The 17,211-nt window shown below is 30.7% G+C and carries 16 protein-coding genes and 1 pseudogene; 5 read left to right on the forward strand and 12 right to left on the reverse strand.

Annotation, left to right across the window (positions count from 1 at the left end; genetic code table 11):
* Together nifV and nrdD are read right to left on the reverse strand one after the other, a co-directional pair.
* Complete coding sequence (gene nifV, locus ACQPUW_RS14135; protein WP_430838139.1) at positions 1–1,164, reverse strand: homocitrate synthase; 1,164 nt, start codon at positions 1,162–1,164, stop codon at positions 1–3.
* A gap of 287 nt (positions 1,165–1,451) precedes the next feature.
* Entirely contained in the window at positions 1,452–3,569 is a 2,118-nt protein-coding gene (nrdD, locus tag ACQPUW_RS14140; protein WP_430838140.1) for an anaerobic ribonucleoside-triphosphate reductase, read from the reverse strand.
* A gap of 249 nt (positions 3,570–3,818) precedes the next feature.
* On the opposite strand from nrdD, the gene ACQPUW_RS14145 reads away from it, so the two are divergent.
* From ACQPUW_RS14145 to ACQPUW_RS14160, 4 genes are all read left to right on the forward strand, one after another.
* Positions 3,819–4,829, forward strand: coding sequence for a DUF3048 domain-containing protein (locus tag ACQPUW_RS14145; RefSeq protein WP_430838141.1), 1,011 nt, complete (start codon positions 3,819–3,821; stop codon positions 4,827–4,829).
* Positions 4,830–4,960: 131 nt separating this feature from the next.
* Complete coding sequence (locus ACQPUW_RS14150) at positions 4,961–5,806, forward strand: DegV family protein (RefSeq protein ID WP_430838142.1); 846 nt, start codon at positions 4,961–4,963, stop codon at positions 5,804–5,806.
* A 6-nt stretch (positions 5,807–5,812) separates the two neighbouring features.
* The gene (locus ACQPUW_RS14155; RefSeq protein ID WP_430838143.1) at positions 5,813–6,265 is read left to right on the forward strand and encodes a PadR family transcriptional regulator; all 453 of its coding nucleotides are present in this window, start codon (positions 5,813–5,815) and stop codon (positions 6,263–6,265) included.
* A gap of 88 nt (positions 6,266–6,353) precedes the next feature.
* Positions 6,354–6,554 carry a hypothetical protein gene (locus tag ACQPUW_RS14160; protein ID WP_430838144.1) on the forward strand — a complete coding sequence of 67 codons (201 nt, stop codon included), beginning with the start codon at positions 6,354–6,356 and terminating at the stop codon, positions 6,552–6,554.
* Between the two features lie 39 nt (positions 6,555–6,593).
* Here ACQPUW_RS14160 and ACQPUW_RS14165 read toward each other — a convergent pair whose 3' ends face one another.
* From ACQPUW_RS14165 to ACQPUW_RS14205, 9 genes and pseudogenes are all read right to left on the reverse strand, one after another.
* Positions 6,594–6,782, reverse strand: coding sequence for a ferredoxin (locus ACQPUW_RS14165; protein WP_430838145.1), 189 nt, complete (start codon positions 6,780–6,782; stop codon positions 6,594–6,596).
* Between the two features lie 35 nt (positions 6,783–6,817).
* Positions 6,818–7,570: pseudogene (locus tag ACQPUW_RS14170) on the reverse strand (Mrp/NBP35 family ATP-binding protein); the annotation flags it as partial.
* Between the two features lie 73 nt (positions 7,571–7,643).
* Positions 7,644–8,483, reverse strand: a complete 840-nt coding sequence (locus tag ACQPUW_RS14175; RefSeq protein WP_430838146.1) for a hypothetical protein — start codon at positions 8,481–8,483, stop codon at positions 7,644–7,646.
* An 8-nt stretch (positions 8,484–8,491) separates the two neighbouring features.
* Positions 8,492–9,244, reverse strand: coding sequence for a prolipoprotein diacylglyceryl transferase (locus tag ACQPUW_RS14180; protein ID WP_430838147.1), 753 nt, complete (start codon positions 9,242–9,244; stop codon positions 8,492–8,494).
* Between the two features lie 114 nt (positions 9,245–9,358).
* A complete protein-coding gene (locus ACQPUW_RS14185) occupies positions 9,359–11,113 on the reverse strand; it encodes a hypothetical protein (protein WP_430838148.1) in 1,755 nt (584 codons plus the stop codon).
* A 72-nt stretch (positions 11,114–11,185) separates the two neighbouring features.
* Entirely contained in the window at positions 11,186–12,037 is an 852-nt protein-coding gene (gene rsmA / locus ACQPUW_RS14190; RefSeq protein WP_204594235.1) for a 16S rRNA (adenine(1518)-N(6)/adenine(1519)-N(6))-dimethyltransferase RsmA, read from the reverse strand.
* Positions 12,034–12,594 carry a ribonuclease M5 gene (gene rnmV, locus ACQPUW_RS14195; RefSeq protein ID WP_430838149.1) on the reverse strand — a complete coding sequence of 187 codons (561 nt, stop codon included), beginning with the start codon at positions 12,592–12,594 and terminating at the stop codon, positions 12,034–12,036. The genes rsmA and rnmV overlap by 4 nt, the downstream gene beginning before the upstream one ends.
* Positions 12,595–12,743: 149 nt before the next feature.
* Complete coding sequence (locus ACQPUW_RS14200) at positions 12,744–13,802, reverse strand: 3D domain-containing protein (protein WP_430838150.1); 1,059 nt, start codon at positions 13,800–13,802, stop codon at positions 12,744–12,746.
* Between the two features lie 251 nt (positions 13,803–14,053).
* Positions 14,054–14,839, reverse strand: coding sequence for a TatD family hydrolase (locus ACQPUW_RS14205; protein WP_430838151.1), 786 nt, complete (start codon positions 14,837–14,839; stop codon positions 14,054–14,056).
* 98 nt (positions 14,840–14,937) lie between these two features.
* Here ACQPUW_RS14205 and ACQPUW_RS14210 point away from each other — a divergent pair, with 98 nt between their 5' ends.
* A complete protein-coding gene (locus ACQPUW_RS14210) occupies positions 14,938–15,615 on the forward strand; it encodes a Crp/Fnr family transcriptional regulator (protein ID WP_430838152.1) in 678 nt (225 codons plus the stop codon).
* A 206-nt stretch (positions 15,616–15,821) separates the two neighbouring features.
* Here ACQPUW_RS14210 and ACQPUW_RS14215 read toward each other — a convergent pair whose 3' ends face one another.
* Positions 15,822–17,210 carry a methionine--tRNA ligase gene (locus tag ACQPUW_RS14215; RefSeq protein ID WP_430838153.1) on the reverse strand — a complete coding sequence of 463 codons (1,389 nt, stop codon included), beginning with the start codon at positions 17,208–17,210 and terminating at the stop codon, positions 15,822–15,824.
* Position 17,211 lies beyond the last annotated feature (1 nt).

A 17,211-nucleotide genomic window follows, 5' to 3' on the forward strand; every position in this document is an offset into this window, starting at 1 on the left:
CTAATTAACTCTTGCTTTTAAGGATTCTTTATAGTCTTTATAAAGCTTAACTAATTCTTTATCAAAAAGACTTCTTTTAAGCCTTACCGATGTAGCACGTACAAGATTTAATATACCATCAGATTCATCTTGAGTAAGACCTATACCATACTCTTTAAATTTATTTATTATAGCTGCCCTTCCTGAATGTTTTCCTATTACTATTTGTCTTTCAAGCCCTACAACATCAGGATCAAAGGCTTCATAATTCTTAGGATTTTTTATAGCGCCATCCGCATGTATTCCTGATTCATGAGCAAACATATTATCTCCAACTATTGCCTTCCATGCAGGAAGTACTCTTCCAGATGCTCTTGATACATACTCTGAAGTCTCTCTAAATTTCTTTGTATCTATATCTACATCATAATTAAACAGATACTTAAATGTCATTATTACCTCTTCAAGTGCTGCATTACCAGCTCTCTCCCCAAGACCATTTACAGTTACTCCAACATAACTTGCCCCAGCTTTTACTCCAGCTACTGCATTTGCTGTTGCCATTCCAAAATCATTATGGGTATGCATCTCTATATCAAAATTAGTTTTTTCCTCTAGATATTTTATATCTGTATAAATCTTGAACGGATCCATTATCCCTACTGTATCACAATATCTAAATCTATCTGCACCTGAGCTTTTTGCAGCTTCAATAAATTTAACTAAAAAGTCTCTATCCGCCCTTGATGCATCTTCCCCATTTACTGATACATAAAGACCACTTTTCTTTGCATATTCAACCGCCTTGCACATATTCTCTATTACCCATTCTCTCGATGTCTTAAGCTTATGCTTTATATGAATATCAGATACAGATATAGAAATTGCAACCGCATCGACTCCACAATCAATTGATTGATTAATGTCTGAAATTACAGCTCTATTCCATGCCATTATGCTGCTTTTTAAATTTCTTTTCACTATTTTTTTTATAGCTTCTTTTTCATCACCACCCATTGTAGGAATGCCAACTTCTAATTGATCAATTCCTAAATCATTCAAAAGTTCTGCAATGGCTACTTTCTCATCATTTGCAAAAACAACTCCTGCGGTCTGCTCTCCATCTCTTAAAGTTGTATCTACAACATATATTTGCTTTCCATTATCTAATTTTTTAATAGTCATTTTAGAGCCCCCCTTTTATACCAAATTCCCCAATATCCTAATTTTACCATAAACTAACTTCCTAAACAAGCATTTTGCAAGAATTATTAATCATCCATTCATTTTATGCCTATCTTTTATATTTTGTTATTAATAATCGACTTTTTTTGCAAGTTATTTTATTTATTATTCATTTTAATTTTTGAGTCTATTTAAGTGCTTTGTTAATATAACTAATTTACATAATTTATTTACAAGTAAAAAAGACCGCTATAATAAGTTTCCTATTATAGCGGCCTTTAATATTTTTAACATTCTTGATAGTGATTTAGTTTTGTTCCTGTATGAGTTACTCTATCTTGTCTTTCATGATATTTTCCTGGTCCAAATCTTTCATCTAAGCTTAGGTATCCAGTAACTCTTGAAACTCCTTGTATATCTTCACTTCCACAATTAGTACATTTTTTTTCATGATTTTGTAGATAAGTTCCACAATCCTTACAGTATCTTATATGGAAATTAATCCCTAAGTAACTGATATTTGTTTTCTTATATGCAAAGTTTAAAATATCCATTATAGCTTCCCCTGATGGACAATCATCAACTTCTAAGTAGCTTATATGTCCACCATTACATAACTTGTGGTATGGTGCTTCAATCTCTATCTTATTTTTTATTGAAATAGCACACCCAACTGGAACATGATAACTATTAGTATAGTATTCCTTATCAGTTACACCTTCAATAATTCCAAATGCTTTTTGATCTTGCTTTATGAACTTTCCTGATAGACCTTCTGCTGGTGTTGCATATGCACTCCAGTTAAGTTTTGTTTCTTCTGTTAATCTATCACAATAAGCTCTTAAATGTTCAATTATTCTTAAACCAAGTGCTCTAGCTTCTTCATCTTCACCATGATGTTTACCAGTTAAAGCAACTAAAGTTTCAGCAAGCCCTATGAATCCAATTCCCCAAGTTCCTTGCTTTAATACTGGTTCAATTGAATCGTCTGGTGATAATCCTTCTGCACCTTTCATTAAGTGCTGTCCTGCTACAAATGGTAAATCTTTAACTCTTAAATTCTTTAATACCCCATATCTATGCATTAAAGCTTCTTTTGCAAGATTTAATCTAGTATCAAATATTTCAAAGAATCTATCTATATTACCTTGTGCTTGTATTCCTATTCTAGGTAAGTTTATTGTAGTTGGTGCTATATTACCTCTACCTTTAACTCCTGGCTCTCCATTCACATTACTCATAAGGTATGTTCTACAACCCATTGTTGCTGGAGTTATGCCCATATCATAATATTTTTTATTAAAATCTGCATCTATATTCATAAATGTAGGATTCATTCTCTTAGCTGCTACTCTACAAGCTAATTCATATAAATAGAAGTATGGATCCTCTGTCTCTCTATTTACACCTTCTTTAACTCTAAAGATTATATTAGGGAATATTGGTTGCTCACCTTTTCCTAATCCCTTTTCATATTCTAATAGGAATATTTCACAAACTAATGCAGCATCTTCTGATTCAGGAATCCCAAGGTTTATTGAACTAAATGGAACCTGTGAACCCGCTCTTGAATGCATTGTATTTAAATTATATACAACTCCTTGCATTGCTTGATGTATTCTCTTTCTTAGTCTTTTTTCAGCTAATTCTTCTATTTTTTCTGCTGGTACTTCAAGCTCTTTTAATTCACCTATTATTTCTTCTCTTGTTGGCGCTACAAATACAGCCATATCATTATCAAAGTCTGGGTGTGATTGTCCTCCAAACATATCATTTTGAGTTGATTGTAATAATATACATGATAATTCTGCTGCTGTTTCTATTCTTCTTGGAGCATTGATTGTTCCATATCCTGTATTGAATCCATTTTCTAATATTTCTCTAGTTGGTATATGAAGACAGTTAGTTGTTAGATTATAACTATCTAAATCATGATAGTAAAGATCTCCTATTTCATGACCTTTTGATAAATGCTTTGGCATTGAAGCTAAATTGTGCCACTTGTTTGATTCTGATGCTATTCTTAATAATTTTGAACTAAAATTATTACCTACATTAGCATTATCTCTATCAGTTTCAACTCCAATTTTACTTATAGCTCTCATAAGATCTGATTTTATTTCTCTAACCTTAGTTCTTTCTTTTCTATAATTTTGGTATGCTAAAACTACATCATTAAGTTCTGAATCTTTTAATGCTTTTTCTACAAGATTTTGAACTTGCTCTACTGTAATTCTGCTGTCTCCTGACATTTCTATATATTTGATAACTTTTTGAACGATATCCAAAGTCTTACTTGTCTTTAAATTTACGCCTATTTCTGCTGCCGCACTCTTTATAGCGTTACCAATTTTTTCGGCATTGAATTCTACCTCTCTACCGTCCCTTTTTACAACATATAGCATTTAAACTACCCCCATTACACAATATATAGTACCGTTTTTTCGTACCGTATTATTATACTTCAAAAGATATTCTAGTGCAATTACATTTTATTTTTAAATTTTTAGATATAATTCTCTCTATGTCTATTTATCTCTCTTTTTTGGTTTTTATTGTACTTTTGCTATTAAAATAATTTTTTTATTAGGTATGATTTCTCCTAAACCATTAATATATATTAAGTAGAAAACATTTAGTTCTAGGAGGAATTTATGAGAAAAAAAATATTATTATCGATACTTTCAATTTTTGTTATTTCATCATTAGTATCCTGCGATTCGTTAGAATCTATGCAACAAGATTCCGAAACTACAGAATCCAGTGCTAAAGAATCAGAACAAGTATATAAATATCCATTTACAGGACTTGAAACTAAAGAAAACCCCAAAGATAAAACCCCATATATGGTTGTTGTTGAAAACTCAAAAGCTGCAAGACCACAAAGTGGTTTATCCTTTGCTGATATAGTATATGAAACATCTGCTGAAGGTGGTATTCCAAGATTTATAGCAGTGTATCATAGTAATACAGCTAATAAAATTGGTCCTGTTAGAAGCATTAGACCTTACTTTTTAACCATATCTAAAGAATATGCCCTTCCTATAGCTCATTGTGGTGGATCTAAAGAAGCTCTCAATGAAGTAAAAAAAGATAATTCTATTATGAGTCTTAATGAAATGACTAACGGGAAATATTATAATAGAGATAAAAATAGAAAAGCGCCTCATAATCTGTATACTTCTAGTGAGAATATAATACAAGCCACTAAAGATAAGAAGTACAACCTAAAAGCAGAGTCATCATTAAAATTTGATAAAGAATTTTTCAATAAAGATGATTTAAAAGAAGCTTTAAACATAACTGTTAAACCAAATAACATATATGAAACTTCTTATGCATTTAAAGATGGCGTTTATACTAAATTAATGGATGGTGAAATTGCTAAGGATGCTTTAACAAATTCTCCATTAACATTTACTAATATAGTTATTCAAAAAACTGATATAACTCTCCAAACCGATAACTCTCATCTAGATATTGACTTGGTTAACAGTGGAGAAGGTTATGTATTCTCTAACGGAAAAGTACTAGATATAAAATGGTCTAAGGATTCAGAATATGGTGATACCAAGCTTTATGATTTAGATGGAAAAGAAATATCTTTATCAGAAGGTAATACTATATGGAATATAGTAGACTCTCAATCTGAGATCACATATTAAGCAACAAAAAAAGAAATTATTTACAATAATTTCTTTTTTTATTGCTAAACTATATCAGCAGTGATATAGTTTATATTATCATAACTGATAAAGATTTCATAATTACAATCTAAAATTAGGAGGAATAATTAATGCAAAAAATCGCTATTTTAACTGATAGTGGGTCAGATTTAACATTAGAAGAATTAAGAGAGAATAACATAGAATTTGCACCATTTAAAATTATATATTCATATGGTGAATTTGAAGATAAAATAGATTTAAGTCCTCAAGAAGTTTACGATTCTTTAGAGAAAGAAATTCCAAAAACATCACTGCCTAGTACAGCTAGAATTGAAAATATTCTGAATAAATTAGAGGATGAAGGATATACCCATTTAATTGCAGTAACAATTTCAAGTGGACTTTCAGGAACAGGAAATGCAATAAGACTTGCTCTTGAAGATCATCCTAAATTAATTTCTTATGTATACGATACTAAGATACTTAGTATGGCAGAAGGTGCTTTAGTATTAAATACTATTAAGATGGTTAAAGAAGGTAGAAGCTTTGAAGAAATTATCGAAAAACTTCCAAAGCTTAGAGAAAAAACTTATGGGTACTTTACTATAAGTACGTTAGAGTATTTAAAAAAAGGTGGAAGAATAGGAAAAGTAGCAGGTACAATAGGTGAAATATTAAACTTAAAACCTATTATTTCTATTGATGATGAAGGTGTTTATTACACTTATGCAAAAGTACGTGGTAGAAAGCAATCAATGAATAGAATATATAAGATAGCAAAAGAGCATCTTGAAAAGTCAAAGTGTAAAGTTTGGGTTCTAAACGGAGGAAGTCCTAGTGAGGAATTTGACTCTTTATACAAATTAATTTCAGAGCTTGATAATATAGAATCAATAGCTCCTGCAACAATCGGACCAGCTCTTGGTGTACACACTGGCCCTGGCTTATTAGGAGTTGTAGTTCAAGAGGTGTAATAACTGATGAATAATTTAAATTTCTCTAATTCAAATGATATAAAGGCTGAAGAAAAGCGTCTTTATGAGGAGTATAAAAAGAAGGTCTCTGAATTAAAAAAAGTAAAAAAAGAAAATGATGCTGTAGGTCAAGTCTTTACTAAAGGACTTTTACCGATTTACGTCCTTCATATACTCAATATAGGACCAACTACAGGCAACTATATATCTCATGATATAGGAGAGCGTACAAAGGGCAAATGGGTTCCTAGTACCGGTGGTATATACCCTTTACTAAAAAGCTTAGAAAAAGACGGTCTCGTTATTGGTACTTGGGATGACCCTAAGAAAAAATTTAGAAAAATTTACTCCCTTACACCAGATGGGAAAAAAGAATATTTAAGAAAAAAATATTTACTTAAATCTAAAATCGAAGAAGCTTTAGAAGTATTTAAAATTATATACAATGATATTTATTAAAGGCGCTAATATAGATTAGCGCCTATTTTTGTATAGATATTGCTAATTTTGATAACACTAACTAATAAACAATAAGGAGGTTAGTGTTATGCATGGACAAATAATCGATATAAACGGCTTAGAAGCATTTGTTGAACTTGATGGTGGTAGCCTAGTTTCTGTACCTACTCATCAATTATCTGGCGCCTCTATAGGTGATCATATTTATTTATCTAATTCTATTTCACCCAATAATCATAATTTATCCGAATGCAATGTAAACCCATTTATGAATGATTTCTTTCAATAAAAATAGCAAGCTTAAATTTAAGCTTGCTATTTTTATTAATTATTCTACTTCGATGGCATTAACTGGACAGCTTTCTTCGCCTTCTTTAGCTCCATCTTCATGTTCTGATGGTACATCTTCTTCGATAGCTACTGCCTTTCCATCATCATCCATTGAGAATACATCTGGGCAAATTGAAGGACATAATCCACATCCTATACAAGTATCCTTATCTACATGTGCTTTCATATTAAGTTACTCCTCTCTTTTATAGAGAGTATATCTTAGTATAACCCTTCAAAAATTAATGAGTACAGAGGATTATCTAATACATACTCCTCAGCTCTACCTTCCTCTAAAGCTTCCGTAAGCTCTAAGTTGATTGGAAGTTCTCCTAAAAGTGGTAATCCAAGATATTCAGCGTGTTCTTCAGCTGACTTTTTACTAAATACTCTTAACTTCTTATCACATCCATCGCAAACTATATAAGCCATATTCTCTACGACTCCTCTTATAGGTACCCCTACCTTTTGAGCCATCTTAACCACTTTTTTAACTATCATCGAAACCATATCTTGTGGTGTAGAAATTATTACTAGTTCTTTTAAATGGAAATCACTCATAACTGTAAGTGCTATATCACCTGTACCTGGTGGCATATCTATTAATAGATAATCTAATTCTTCCCACTCAGTATCAAAGTACATTTGATTTAATACACCAGTTATAACTGGGCCTCTCCATATAACTGGATCATCCTCTACATCTGTTAAGAGATTCATTGACATTACCTTTATTCCACTCTTAGTAGTAGCTGGGATGAACTTTATATTTTGTTCATCTAATGATATTATTTGCGCTCTTTCATTATTTATACCAAAAAATCTTGGCATTGATGGTCCTGTTATATCAGCATCTAAAACTCCTACTTTATATCCCTTTTTACTAAGCATAGTTGCCATAATTCCAGTCACTGTTGATTTACCAACTCCACCTTTTCCACTTATTACACCAATTACATTTTTTATCTTTCCGTATCTAGGTTTCTTTTTAAATTCTCCTATAGGTGTACCTTTAGTTTTTAATTCGTTCATTCCTTCTCCTCCTTGCTTACCAATTTTCTGGTTTCTTTCCATCTTTACCAACTGTTATTTCCCACTTTTTAAATTCATAATGTCCTACAACATAATACTTTTCATAAACATTATCTACTTTATTATCTATAGTAATAAGTGTTCTAAAAGTATCACTATCATATCCTTTATTTTGAACTGTAACAATGACATTATAATCTTCTGCATTATTCTTTATAATTTCAGCCCCTGGAATAACTTTTTGAAGTTCATCTTGGAAGCCTTGTAAATCAACTGAGAATAGGTATTTAACACAATCTAGATCTCCAAGTATATCTATTCCAACTTTATGTTTTCCATCCCCTAATTGATCTTTATTCATTTTTAATACATCCATTATTGTTCCATAATAAATTGAATTAAAATCCCTAGGTCTTCTTATAAATGATAAATTGTTTATTATTGTTTGATCTAGATTCTTAGGAACCTTATATGCTTTTTCTCCATCATAAAAATTTCCTTTGCCATTTTCATCTACTCCAACAACATACTCATATTTTTTTATTTCATCTCCACAGTGAATCTCAAATATGTAATCTGGATCTAAGGAACTCTTCTCTGACTCTGGATTACCAGCTGCTAAAGTATTATATATCTCATCAATGGCTTTTGGATCAGTAACTTTAAACCTAAAACCACTATCTCTAGTGCTTTCAATTGTGATTTCATCTACTTTATTTGTTTTCATATAGTCAAAGTCATTATTTCTAAATCCAAGCTTAACCATAACATCATTTACTGGTGCACATCCAACCATAGATGATCCAATAATAAGCATAATGCCAAGCATTAATAGTTTAGTTATTCTTTTTTTCATAAACCTGCTTACCTCTCCTTTTTTAGTTTGTCTAAATTGTATACTACAATTCCAAGTATTAATGTAAAAATAGCTATAAATTGAGATGTACTTAAAATCCAAACATTACCCCTAGGATCATTTCTAAAAAATTCAATAAGAAATCTACCTATACTATATATTATTAAATATAAGGCAAACACTCTTCCATCTTTGCTATTTTTTCTGCTATACCAAAGCAATATTCCAGCTAATATAAAATCAAAGCCTGAACTAAAAAGCTGTGTTGGAAGTAAGCTTACTCCACTTGGAGCTAATGAATCTTGTGGAAATGTAATCCCTATAGGAAGTGTAGTTTCCCTTCCATAGCAACATCCTGCTAAAAAGCATCCAATTCTTCCAAATCCTTGAGCTAATGCAACTCCAGGAGCTACAAAATCTAATATTCTTAATGAATTAAATTTATTTTTTCTACAATATAAATATAAACCTAATATACCACCCATTATAGCCCCATATATAACAAATCCATTTCCAAAGTCTAAAAGAATTGACGGATCATTAATTATGTTATTTAATTCTGTTAATATAAATAGAAGCTTTCCACCTAAGATTCCTGATATAACTGTTACTATTATTAAATTTAATAATTTATCTTCATCATATCCATCATACTTTGCTCTCCTTATGAATAATGTAGCTGCTACAATTATCCCTATAGCTATCATAAGCCCGTAGCTATAAACCTTAAAATCCCCTATTTGAAATAATACTAATCTCATATTCCCTCCCAAACCTTATATAAGTAATTAGGAGAAGCATATGCTTCTCCTAATTATATCTAAATTATAATACTTTAACTTATCATTGGCAAACAATTGTATATTACGATTTTATTACTTTGAAGGTACTACAACTGTTGAGTTTTTGTAATCATAGAACATTAGCCAGAATCCATTACGATCATCATCTCTCTTGCACCATGTTACAAAGCCTGATTTTCCACAATAAGGTTGTTCTTCTCTATCTCTTTTTCCCGGAATTGCATAAACTAAGTACTTTAAGTTACCTTTTGAATCACATTTATATCCCATCATAAAGTAACCATATTTCTTGATATATGGATAATAGTTTAACATTGGATAATATATAATTGAATATTTATTATAATCTTTTGAATTACACATATCTTCTATATCACGTACAGGAATTTTAAACCACTTACAGTAAGATATTTCTTTAAAGCCGCCTTTTACTTCTTCAAATTCTTTTACTAAATTCTCAAAGAAGTTTCCAACTCCACCTCTTAAACTAAAATCATAAGGATCTACTTTTTGTTCTTCTATTCTTCTTTCATACGCTTCAAAATTATTTGCTAAATTATCCCTACCACAATGGTACTTATTATCTCTAATTTCGTCATCCATGTTATAGCCTTCATTATGGTAATCTTGGATTTCATAATCCTTAATATCATTTTCTTCTGAAGTATACTCTTCATCTCTATCATGCATTTTTTCTCCATGCATCATCCCCCAATGCATCTTACCGTCATACATCTTCTCTCCGTGCATCATTCCACAATGCATCTTGTCGTCATACATCTTCTCTCCATGCATCATTCCGCAATTCATCTTATCGTCATACATCTTTTCTCCATGCATCATTCCGCAATTCATCTTATCGTCATGCATCTTTTCTCCATGCATCATTCCACAATGCATCTTATCGTCATACATCTTCTCTCCATGCATCATTCCGCAATTCATCTTATCGTAATGCATCTTTTCTCCATGCATCATTCCACAATGCATCTTATCGTCATGCATCTTCTTATCATGTTTTTTATAATCTTTCTTACCAGAGCAATATTTTTTATGACCTCTGATCTCATCATCCATGCTATAATTCTCATTATCATGGTCTTCATTGTGATGCTCTTGAACTTCATCATATATAATATCATTCTCGTCTATAGTATCATCTTCATCTATATCCCTTTTCTTATCATCACAATTATGTTTATGATCATCTTTATCATGGGACTTCTTTTCTTCATGCATCTTTTCACAATTCATCTCGTCCTCATGCTTCTTGTCATATTTTTTATCCTCGTGCTTTTTATCCTCGCACTTCTTATCTTTATCTTTTTTACTTTCGTATTTTTTATCATCATCTTTCTTGTAGTACTCTTTTGACTTTGTACTACCACTCTTATCATAACAGTTTACTACTTTCATCTTCTTCCAGCCGTCATCTACCTTTTCTCCGTTCATAAAACCATACATTGAAAAGTCTAAGCTTCCACTTTTCTTTTTACATATACCGGCTCCTGAAATCTTATCGTATCCTAAGTTTAGACCAGCTATATTATCAGAATAGTACTCAATACAAGCCTCTCCCTTACCAACTTCATTGACAGTTAGTGGTCCCATGTCAATTATCTGTTTCATGTCTTTTTTATAACAAATAAGTACTATGGCGTAATCGTCATCCTTTTTTAAGTTCTGAGCATAAAAGGTTATTTTACACTTTTCCCCCTTTGCCTCGATTTTTGCATATCCTGATAAAGCTTTATCATTTGAAGAAGATTTTGACTTATCATCTTCCTGTAATATTATAAAGTTTCTATATAATTTATTATGTGCCAAGTCTCCATTACCTCCACATATATTTATTCCATATAGTATATGCGTGAAGGTCACTATTATGATAATATTAATTTATTTATATTCATAAATCTTATCGCTAAGTCTTGCAAACTCTTCTAATGATAGAGTTTCCCCTCTTCTTTTAGGATCAATCTCAGCTTCTTCAAAGGCTTTCTTTAAATCCTCTTTATCTAATCCAATATTTTTTACGCCATTCCATAAAGTCTTTCTTCTCATATTAAATGAACTTCTAATGATTTCAAACATAAGTTTCTCATCTTTAACTTTAACTTTTGGCTCCTCTAATCTATCTAATCTTATTACTATAGATTCAACCTTAGGTCTTGGCATAAATGAACTTGGTGCAACTTTTCTTATAATTTCAGTGTTGCAATAATATTGTACTAATAATGATAGTGAACCGTATTCTTTGCAGTTTGGCTCAGCATCTATTCTCTCTGCAACCTCTTTTTGAATCATAATAGTTAAACTCTTAAAATTATATCCTTCCTTTAAAAGATTAACTATTATTGGAGTTGTAACATAGTATGGAAGGTTAGCAACTAGTTTTACGCTTTTTTCATCTCCAATTACTTCATTAAAATCTACCTTTAATGCATCTTTATGTATAAGTGAGAAATTTGGATGTTCTCCAAGTTCTTGTTGTAATATAGGAATTAGGTCACTATCTAACTCAATTGAAACAACTCTTTTTGCTTTATTTAATAATTGAGCTGTTAAAGTTCCAACCCCTGGACCAATTTCTATTACTAAATCTTCACTATTTACGTCAGCACCCTTTACTATATCATTAAGTACTGAGTCATCTATAAGGAAGTTTTGTCCTAGACTTTTTGAAAATCTGAAGTTATACTTCTTTACAAGCTCTTGTGTTTTATAATCTTTTATTTCCATAATAATTATTCTCCTATTTCTTTCTCTACCTTTTGTATAGCTTTTACAAACTCATCTTTATCTATTCCGTAATTATTTAATCTAGATATCATTTGCTTTGCATTACCATATCCTATTCCAAGCTCTTTTCCAAGTGCCATTCTTCTTTCTCTAGCTTTACTATCAGCTGTTAATTTAAAGAAGAACATATCTTCCATTCCATATATAGATTGCTTTTCTTCTAATGTTACTTTCGCTCCTTCTAAAGCTCTTATTATAACTTCAGGACAAGCATTTTCAACACCAATATCTCCGTCTTTTAATCCATCTTCTTGAGCTATGTATGCATGTTTTATCCCACTAACTCTTTTTCTTATAATACTTCTTATTTTCTCTCCAGCAAAATCTGGGTCAGTAAGTACTATTACACCTTTTCTTTTTTGAGCTTCTTTTATTCTATCTATAACTCTTTTATTTATTCCAAATCCGCCAACAGCAATAAGTTCAGCATCTACTGCTTTTTTTACTGCATCTATATCATCTCTACCTTCTACAACTATGACCTCTTTTATGACTTTTTTACTCACGCGACTACATCCTTTCGCAAATTCTATTTTTCCTTAATAGCTTCTATATAAATAATTTACCTATATATACACCCCGTGTCAAATATCAAGGTTTTATTTTATCATAAAAAAATAGAGATAACAAAATTGTTATCTCTTAAAAAAAAATTCTACCATTCTCCCGGATAAGATACTATATAAACATCCACACCATATTTTCTTCCCCATTGAGTACATTGATCTTCACTATTAAAGAAAACATCTATAATGTTTCCCTTTATTGCTCCACCTGTATCTGCAGCTCTAGCATATCCGTATCCTTCTACGTATACTAAGCTACCTAATGGTATTACTCTTGGGTCAACTGCTATAGTACTAGTTCCACCAGGGTTGTACACTGGTTTAACTCCAGTAGCAGTATTATTATGTCCTGAATATGCGGTTGATTCCATAACTAAGTGTTTCTTGTATTGTACTGAATCCCCTCTATTTGGTATATATTTAACTGGATTCTTAGTACCTTGTACAACAATTGCATTTACTGGGGTAGCAACAGTTTTACTGCTTACTTCCTTCTTTGAAGCTTCCTTGCCATTTTTATATACTACCTGGTAAGTAACCTCTTGCTTTCCGTTTTTACCTTCAGCTTCAACTTTTTTCTTTCCTTTTTCAAGTTCAGTATCACTCTTAGTTACAGTGTCAAAAGGTATAACTTTATGTTCAGTTACACTCTTAGTTTCTACCTTTATGACGTCAACATCCATGTTTTCTTTAACAGGAGCTTCTAGTCCTGGCTGAACTTCGTCAACACCATGAACATATTCTACTCCTTCTTTTTTAAGTTGATCATTACTAGCTACTAAGGCATCTTCAACATTATCCTCTGCTGAAAGAATTGTAACATCTTTCTTTGCAAAGTTAACCTTGATAGGCACGGCCTTCTTAACTGTAATCTCTTCCGCTTCTTCAATTTTGGATTCTAAGGATGGTTGCACCTTATCATGATCAGATATTTCTATACCTTTCTCCTGCAACGCATCTTTAACAGTCCCTTTATATGTGATAAATGTTTCTTCTTTTCCATCGATGCTCAAATTTACTGTCTTTCTCATTGTAGCAACGGTTGTTGCTGCTACTGCCACAACACATGCCGTGGCTAATATCACTATTTTTGCCTTCGGACCGTTAGAAAAACTTTTCTTAATAAAAGTTTTAAATTTTTCTACCATTTATTTCCCTCCTTTGGCAAGAGTGTCTTTTGCATTATATATTACTTTTTGACATTTTGTCAAATTTAAGGCCTCTTGCTTGATTGAACTGATACAATAAATGCAGTTCTATGCATAATTAACAAAGTTTATAAATTGTATATTTTCAGTTCTTTATGGGGTGTCCTTGCGTCCATGGTATATTTAGTGAAGTGTCTCCTTAAATTAATTGATATTTTCTTAATATACAATTAATTCCATTTCATTTTAGCTTAAATATCTTTTTTAATCAAATTGAAAAAATTGGTATTTAGTTGAATATTTAATTCATATGGATTTATACTTCTTATTTCTGCGATTTTCTCTATAATCTCTCTTATGTAATCAGATCTATTTCTTTTTCCTCGATTCGGAACTGGTGCCATAAATGGTGCGTCAGTCTCTACAAGCATTCTGTCAACAGGTATTTCTTTAGCAACTTCTACTATCTTTTTAGAATTTTTAAATGTTACTACTCCTGTGAATCCTATATAATATCCAAGTTTTATGCATTCTTTAGCAAACTCAACACTACCTGAGAAACAATGTACTACTCCATTAACCTCAGGGAATTCTTTTAGTATATCAAGAGTATCTTTATGCGCATCTCTATCATGAATTACTACTGGCATTTTAAGCTCCTTAGCTAAATTCATTTGAGCTCTTAAAGCATTTTTCTGTATCTCTCTTGAAGGATTTTCTTCCCAGTAATAATCAAGTCCTATCTCTCCAACAGCAACTATTTTATCATTTGCTTTAATCATCTCTTTTATTGTTTCTAATCTTTCATCTGTAAGTTCATCTGCATTCTCAGGATGGACCCCTAACGCACCATAAATAAAGTCATATTTTTTTGTAAGCTCATCAGTTAGCTTTACACTGTCATATGATGATGCACAATTCAATATTCCTATAACTCCATTCTCTTTTAACTCTTTAAATACCTCATCTCTATCTATGTCATAATCTTCTGAATCATAGTGTGCATGAGTATCAAAAATTCTATATTTTTTCTCCATATCTTCTGTCTCCCTCTTTAAATAATTAATAATATATATTATTATACATTATAAACAACTGACAAAAAATAAATACAAATTGAAAGGATGTGAAACATATGACAAATAGTGAAATAATTGATGTTTTAAATTTATCATCTCTATTTAATAACTTTTCTAGAGATGATTTAGATTCAATAATTAATAATCCATTAGTTCGCATAAAAAAATATTCAAAAGAAGAAACAATTTTCTTTCACAATGACACCTGTAATGATTTAAGCATTTTAATTTCAGGCAAAGTCGAAATACAACAAAATGACGCTAATGGAAACACTTTAGTGGTAACCACCTTAAATAAAGCAAATATGTTTGGCGAAAACCTTTTATTCGGTGATAAAAATACATATCCAATGGATGTCGTAAGCAAAGAAAATAGTGTAGTAATCCATATAAACAAAAAAGAAGTAACTAAGTTACTTCAATCAAACCAAACTTTTTTATTAGCATTTCTAAAATTATTGTCAAATAAAGCTATGATACTTAGTAATAAATTAAGACAAGTAAGTTCTAAATCTTTAAGACATATGATTTGCGATTTTTTAATAAAAGAATCAAAGAAACAAAACAGTGACACAATAAAATTGACTATGACAAAACAATCATTAGCAGATTCATTCGGAGTTCAAAGACCCTCTCTTTCTAGGGAATTAATCAATATGAAGCAGGAGAAAATCATAGATTATGACAGAAAAACAATAGAAATACTAAATTTCGATAAGATTTATATACAGTAATTCCTTATTTAGGATATTTAAGTTGATAATTATTATCTCTTAATACTTTATTATATTTTTTGACACATAAATGACATATTACTAAGTTATCATGTAATTGTAAAGTAGTTAAAGCATTATTATTTACCCCTTATAACCATCTTAATTGATTGGTTGCCTAGAATATCTCGTCCCCCTATTGTAGATATTCTAGGTTTTTTTTGTCTTTAAATCTTATTATCTTTTAGTTTCTTTATTTCTTCCATTATGTTTTTCCTATCTATCATTTCAAAAATAGGCTTATAACTTAGTTGCTTTGGCAATTCTTTTACCTCTATCAAATTCCATATACTTTCCTTTATATTAAATTGTTCCTTTATTTTTAAAGATGTACTTGGCATAAACGGCTCTAGTATATTTGCTATATTTATTAGCACATTAATGGAAGGTCTTTTCTTCTTACTTTCTTCCTTTATATATGAAAAAATCTCTTTTAATGCAGCCTTAAATTCACCTTCCTCAATCTTATCTCCTACACTAAAATATAAATCTAGTATTTTATTTTTTTCACTTAAATCTAGTCCTTTTAAATCTCCATTTGTAATAATATTTTTATATAATTTATCAAATTCTAATACTAAATCATAGTTATTTGAGTTTATAAAATTCCTCCACTTAAAATCAGTATTTGAATTTTCAGGTCCATTCGATATTAAATAATATCTTAAAGAGTCTACATTATATTTTTCTAATATATCATCAACCCAAATAGCCCAATTTTTATTAGTAGAAAAATCTTTACCCTCCAGCTTTAAATGTTCACTAGACATTATGCTTAAATTTACATTTTTAAAGCCTAATGCTGATAATAATCCTGGAAATATTATTGTATGAAATGGTATATTATCCTTTCCATGAACTAAGTAAACTCTGCTATCTTCATCATTCCAATAATCTTCTATACTTTCATCACTATTTTCAAGACATTTTGCTGTTGCTGTAATATATCCCATTAAAGCTTCAATCCATACGAATATTTTTTTGTCCGAAAACCCATCTAAAGGTACATCTACACCCCAATCAATCTCTTTAGTTACTGCTCTATCTCTTAATCCTTCTTCTATGTATTTTTTAGTTATACTTTGAGCATTTTCTCTCCAACCTTGTTGCTTTATAAATAGCCTCTTAACATCATTTTCAAACCTTGAAAGAGCTAAAAATAGATGGTTACTTTCACGCCCTGTTTCTCTCTCTAAGGATTTTTTTTCATATATATATCCTTCGTCATATAAGCTTCTAATAAAGTGCATTACCATTTCCTTGTGATAATCTGTATCAGTATTAGTAAATAAATCAAAGGAAAAATTGAGCTTATTAAAGCATTCTAAAAATTCTTCATGATACTTTAAGAGAGTTTCCTTTGGAGTTATATTAAGTTCTTCCGCCTTCACCTTAACCGGCCTACCATGTGCATCACTTCCAGATATAAATAAAACATTATCACCCATCATTCTATGATATCTAGCTAAAATATCTCCTGGAAGGAATACTGCTATTCTACCTAAATGCAATTTTCCATTTGCATAAGGCCATGCATTTCCTATTACTATATTCATA

The sequence above is a fragment of the Clostridium sardiniense genome, assembly GCF_050584765.1.
Classification (GTDB): Bacteria; Bacillota; Clostridia; order Clostridiales; family Clostridiaceae; genus Clostridium; species Clostridium sardiniense_A.

What these genes read in the sequence shown, in the direction of transcription:
- nifV (WP_430838139.1), bottom strand. Translation starts at nt 1,164, where the DNA reads ATGACTATTAAAAAATTAGATAATGGAAAGCAAATATATGTTGTAGAT.
- nrdD (WP_430838140.1), bottom strand. Translation starts at nt 3,569, where the DNA reads ATGCTATATGTTGTAAAAAGGGACGGTAGAGAGGTAGAATTCAATGCC.
- ACQPUW_RS14145 (WP_430838141.1), top strand. Translation starts at nt 3,819, where the DNA reads ATGAGAAAAAAAATATTATTATCGATACTTTCAATTTTTGTTATTTCA.
- ACQPUW_RS14150 (WP_430838142.1), top strand. Translation starts at nt 4,961, where the DNA reads ATGCAAAAAATCGCTATTTTAACTGATAGTGGGTCAGATTTAACATTA.
- ACQPUW_RS14155 (WP_430838143.1), top strand. Translation starts at nt 5,813, where the DNA reads ATGAATAATTTAAATTTCTCTAATTCAAATGATATAAAGGCTGAAGAA.
- ACQPUW_RS14160 (WP_430838144.1), top strand. Translation starts at nt 6,354, where the DNA reads ATGCATGGACAAATAATCGATATAAACGGCTTAGAAGCATTTGTTGAA.
- ACQPUW_RS14165 (WP_430838145.1), bottom strand. Translation starts at nt 6,782, where the DNA reads ATGAAAGCACATGTAGATAAGGATACTTGTATAGGATGTGGATTATGT.
- ACQPUW_RS14175 (WP_430838146.1), bottom strand. Translation starts at nt 8,483, where the DNA reads ATGAAAAAAAGAATAACTAAACTATTAATGCTTGGCATTATGCTTATT.
- ACQPUW_RS14180 (WP_430838147.1), bottom strand. Translation starts at nt 9,244, where the DNA reads ATGAGATTAGTATTATTTCAAATAGGGGATTTTAAGGTTTATAGCTAC.
- ACQPUW_RS14200 (WP_430838150.1), bottom strand. Translation starts at nt 13,802, where the DNA reads ATGGTAGAAAAATTTAAAACTTTTATTAAGAAAAGTTTTTCTAACGGT.
- ACQPUW_RS14205 (WP_430838151.1), bottom strand. Translation starts at nt 14,839, where the DNA reads ATGGAGAAAAAATATAGAATTTTTGATACTCATGCACACTATGATTCA.
- ACQPUW_RS14210 (WP_430838152.1), top strand. Translation starts at nt 14,938, where the DNA reads ATGACAAATAGTGAAATAATTGATGTTTTAAATTTATCATCTCTATTT.
- ACQPUW_RS14215 (WP_430838153.1), bottom strand. Translation starts at nt 17,210, where the DNA reads ATGAATATAGTAATAGGAAATGCATGGCCTTATGCAAATGGAAAATTG.